This window comes from Marinifilum sp. JC120, from assembly GCA_004923195.1.
In the GTDB taxonomy this organism is placed as follows: domain Bacteria; phylum Desulfobacterota; class Desulfovibrionia; order Desulfovibrionales; family Desulfovibrionaceae; genus Maridesulfovibrio.
The window spans coordinates 1-3,347 of sequence record RDSB01000040.1; the positions used below are offsets into that span (position 1 = coordinate 1).

4 protein-coding genes are annotated in these 3,347 nt (G+C 50.4%); all 4 read right to left on the reverse strand.

The window, feature by feature from the left end; genetic code table 11:
• Window positions 1–16: 16 nt before the first annotated feature.
• Window positions 17–1,537, reverse strand: coding sequence for a type II secretory pathway component PulD-like protein (locus tag D0S45_20055; protein ID TIH11467.1), 1,521 nt, complete (start codon window positions 1,535–1,537; stop codon window positions 17–19).
• 2 nt (window positions 1,538–1,539) lie between these two features.
• On the reverse strand, window positions 1,540–2,268 hold the full coding sequence (locus D0S45_20060; GenBank protein ID TIH11468.1) for a hypothetical protein: 729 nt from the start codon (window positions 2,266–2,268) through the stop codon (window positions 1,540–1,542).
• Window positions 2,265–3,269 carry a P-type conjugative transfer protein TrbG gene (gene trbG / locus D0S45_20065; protein ID TIH11469.1) on the reverse strand — a complete coding sequence of 335 codons (1,005 nt, stop codon included), beginning with the start codon at window positions 3,267–3,269 and terminating at the stop codon, window positions 2,265–2,267. The genes D0S45_20060 and trbG overlap by 4 nt, the downstream gene beginning before the upstream one ends.
• Before the next feature lie 8 nt (window positions 3,270–3,277).
• Window positions 3,278–3,347 (reverse strand): type IV secretion system protein (locus D0S45_20070; GenBank protein TIH11470.1); only part of this gene is annotated, 70 nt, incomplete at its 5' end.

The window sequence follows — 3,347 nt, forward strand, 5'->3', positions numbered from 1 at the left end:
TTGATACTGCGCATGGCTAAACTCCGGCACTTTCCATCTCAATGGTGATGATGATCAGGGATTTGCCGTATTTCTGACTGTGTCCGCCTGCGCTGATGCCGATTCCTTTGGATTGCTGGTCGGTTTCCTGCTCGAACCCGGCAAGGACCAGAGTCTGGCCGCATTTCATTTTGACCCGCTGGCTGAAGCTGCGGGTGGAAACCTGCGGAAGCTGGATAGTCAGATCACCGGAAGTGAACTCATCCATGGAATCAAGGGAAGAAAGGGTGATGTTGTATTGCAGGATGGCTTTGCGGTTGTTCATTATGTGTGGGATCACAGTCATGGAAAAGCCGGTGGAAACTTCACCCGGTGTCAGCTCGGAAGTCTGCATGGAATTTTCTGTGGTGGTGGAACTGATTCCGGCAAGATAGGTGTCGCGCTTGACCACCTGAACGGGCAGGGCCTGATTGTTCATTACAATCCCGGAACCGGAAGTAAGCAGGGTTGTGCGGCCGCGCTGTTTGAGTGCCCGGAGCATGAGCTTGGTGTCTTTCCAGTTGCCGTCCAGAATTGCAGCGGTCAGTGTGCCAGCACCGGAAATGGTGCTGTATGGCTGGCCGCCAAGCATGCTGAAGCTTGATTGTCCGGCTTTAAGCACGGATTCAATATCAAAGCCAACATCGGCGTTACGGCTCATATCCAAGGCCCATACTTTGACGGCCAAGGCAACCTGCCTGCCCATTTTGGTATTCAGAGATGTGATATAGTTTCCGACTCTGCGCAGGACTGTGGCGGTGTCGGTAACCGTGACCATTCCGGCGGCTTCGTTGACTACAACTCGGCCATCCTTGGAAAGCATCGCTTCAATGGATTTTTCGGTATCCTTCCAGACATTCCCTTCAAAGCTGGCTTTGTTGGTCTGCGAAGTCTGGCTGACACTGTCCGAAGTCTTGGTGGTCTGGCCAACTCCTTCCATGCTGCTGGAATCGCCGGAACTGCCCGAAGTCTGGGATTTATTGGTAATGGTCGATTCGTATTTGATATTGCCCGGAGCAACAGCAAGGTTGAATGACCTTGTTTGCAGGCGCGCAATCTCAACTTTTCCGCTCAGCTGGTCATATTCCCAGCCTAGACCGAAAAACTCACACACATAGTCAAGCAATCCTGTTAGCTGGCCATTATACCTGATTCTCAGCTTTTTAGGTCCGGTAGAGACCTTGTCTTTTTGCTGGATAATATGCTTATCGTTCTGCTCTACTTCAATGCGTAGCGGAACAAGTTCACTTATTCGTCTAGCCAGTTCCGGAGCAGTTCCTACAGTATTTAGGGTAACTATTTTGGTAAAGACTTTGGGCAGTTTGTGTAGTTGATCCAGCTCCACCGGAGTGGCTCCGAGGTATGGAGCATGGACGATAGAAACAGTTTTCTTGCTGCTGGCCGCTCTCATGGAGGCCGCACGGCTTTTCACTGAGCGTTCCTGCTGGGAAGGCTGGAGCGGAGCGCAACTGCAAAGAGTAAAAGAAAAGATGAGTATGAGCAGTAATATGCGTTTCATGCTTAATCCTCGCTAACAACGATGTGTTTGTTCTTTTGATAGAGGGTCACGCGCAGGGAGTTTCCGTTGGCGTGCATCCTTGAGAAGAGGCGTTTAACTGCCCGTGGAAATGTGTCTCTGAAAGTGGCGTGGGCCTGCATTTCAAAGTCGTGATTTGCCTTCCAGACCAGCGTGTATTCTGCGCGACCGGCCCAGCGTTTGAGCTGGTCACGAAGTCCGCCGGGAGCAATGGACCAATCTTCATTGAGAGGTGATTCAACTTGTTCGGAATCACCGCCAACGAATTCAAAGAAAGCCGGGGTCTGTGTCAGCAGGCCGGACTTTTCAAATCCTTCGAAGGTCAGGTTGTAGACTTGCCCGAAGGACCAGCCGTCCGAGGAACATAGATACAGATAGTAGAGGGTGCTGTTGGTGATGGAATCGAAGACCATATTCATGTCCATCACATTGGGATCAGTAGTTTTAGGACTGAATTGGAACCCTTGTTCGCGCAGATTGGCTTCAAATTTCCAGCCGCAGGGATTATCTGAAACTGTCAGGTGCAGCACGGTGCGGCCCGGAGGATAATGGGCGGCAACCTTGAGCGCGGCTTCTTCAACTATGGAATCAACTTCGTGTTCCTCGTACATGGGCGTAGTCTGTTCAACTACTTCGACCTGTTTGGTTACGGAACGCCAAGCGTTACAGCCGGTAGGGAAGAGCAGCAGGATGATCAGAATCAGGATTCTCATTTGGTCACCTCTACCCGTGTGATTTCAACCTTGGCCTGATCCATTCCGGTTCCGGCCACGAGGATTGCTTTTTCAAAGATCTCATCAACGATCATGGCGTTGCCTTTGACCCGGTAATTGACGATCGCTTCTTGTCCGGCCTTTTCCACCAGCAGCACCGGGATCTCGGTCTGAGTGGAAGTCCTTGGAAGCTGAATGAAAGTTCTGATTCCGTCATTGTAGACGCGCATGGGTTTCCAGCTCGCATCATCACCGCTGATGGTGTAGCTGAAGTCCAAGGTGGAAAGGTCCACAGTTTTTTGTTCGATCTGGGTGGTGTCCCAGATGTCTTTTTTCTTTTTGCGTTTCAGGCTGGCTTTAAGGACTTTCTGCTGATCTTCCGGATAGATGAAAGAAACGTATGGATTGTAGTCCTTGCGACGGGAAACAAGTTTCAGGTGGTAAACCCTGCGGTCAGTTGGAATGACAGCAGTAGTCACAAGCCCTGCATCAAGGGGCTTGATAAGAATGTGTGTGGATTCTCTTCCCGGAGTTCCGGATTTACTGAGCGCAATCATCCAGCGTGCGGTATCTCCGACAATCACATCATTGACGTTTTCACCGGGCTGGAGTTCCAGATCAGAGGTCATGAACGGTGAGCAGATGATGCTCGGCATGGTGGCCCCAAAGATGTGAACCACTTTGCCGTTCTCCAGCAGGATCGGGTTGATCTTGCGGTTGATCCACTCCTTGGAAAGCTTCAGAGCTTCCCATTCTTTGCTATTAAGACGAACGTTTGTTTTAGAGATGTAATCCGGCTGCACCATCACAGCGGTCGAATAACCCGGATTTTTAGCCGTTTTGGCTGCATTTTTCCCGGTTTTAGGCGGTGAATGCTGTGCAAATACCTTGTTCATCAATCCCTGATTAGGATCTTGCTGTCCGGCTTGCTGCGAATTAGGCGAAGCCCAGCCGGAACAGGCGATGAGAACAAGGAATAACGTTAAAATGAGATGCTTCATTTCGGCTCCTATTGTTCAAGAAGTTTTGCCCAGGATAATTCTGTGACATAAATGCCAAGGGGATTCCTGAGAATCTGG

Coding starts and splice junctions, on each gene's coding strand:
- D0S45_20060 (TIH11468.1), bottom strand. CDS start 2,268: ATGAGAATCCTGATTCTGATCATCCTGCTGCTCTTCCCTACCGGCTGT.
- trbG (TIH11469.1), bottom strand. CDS start 3,269: ATGAAGCATCTCATTTTAACGTTATTCCTTGTTCTCATCGCCTGTTCC.
- D0S45_20055 (TIH11467.1), bottom strand. CDS start 1,537: ATGAAACGCATATTACTGCTCATACTCATCTTTTCTTTTACTCTTTGC.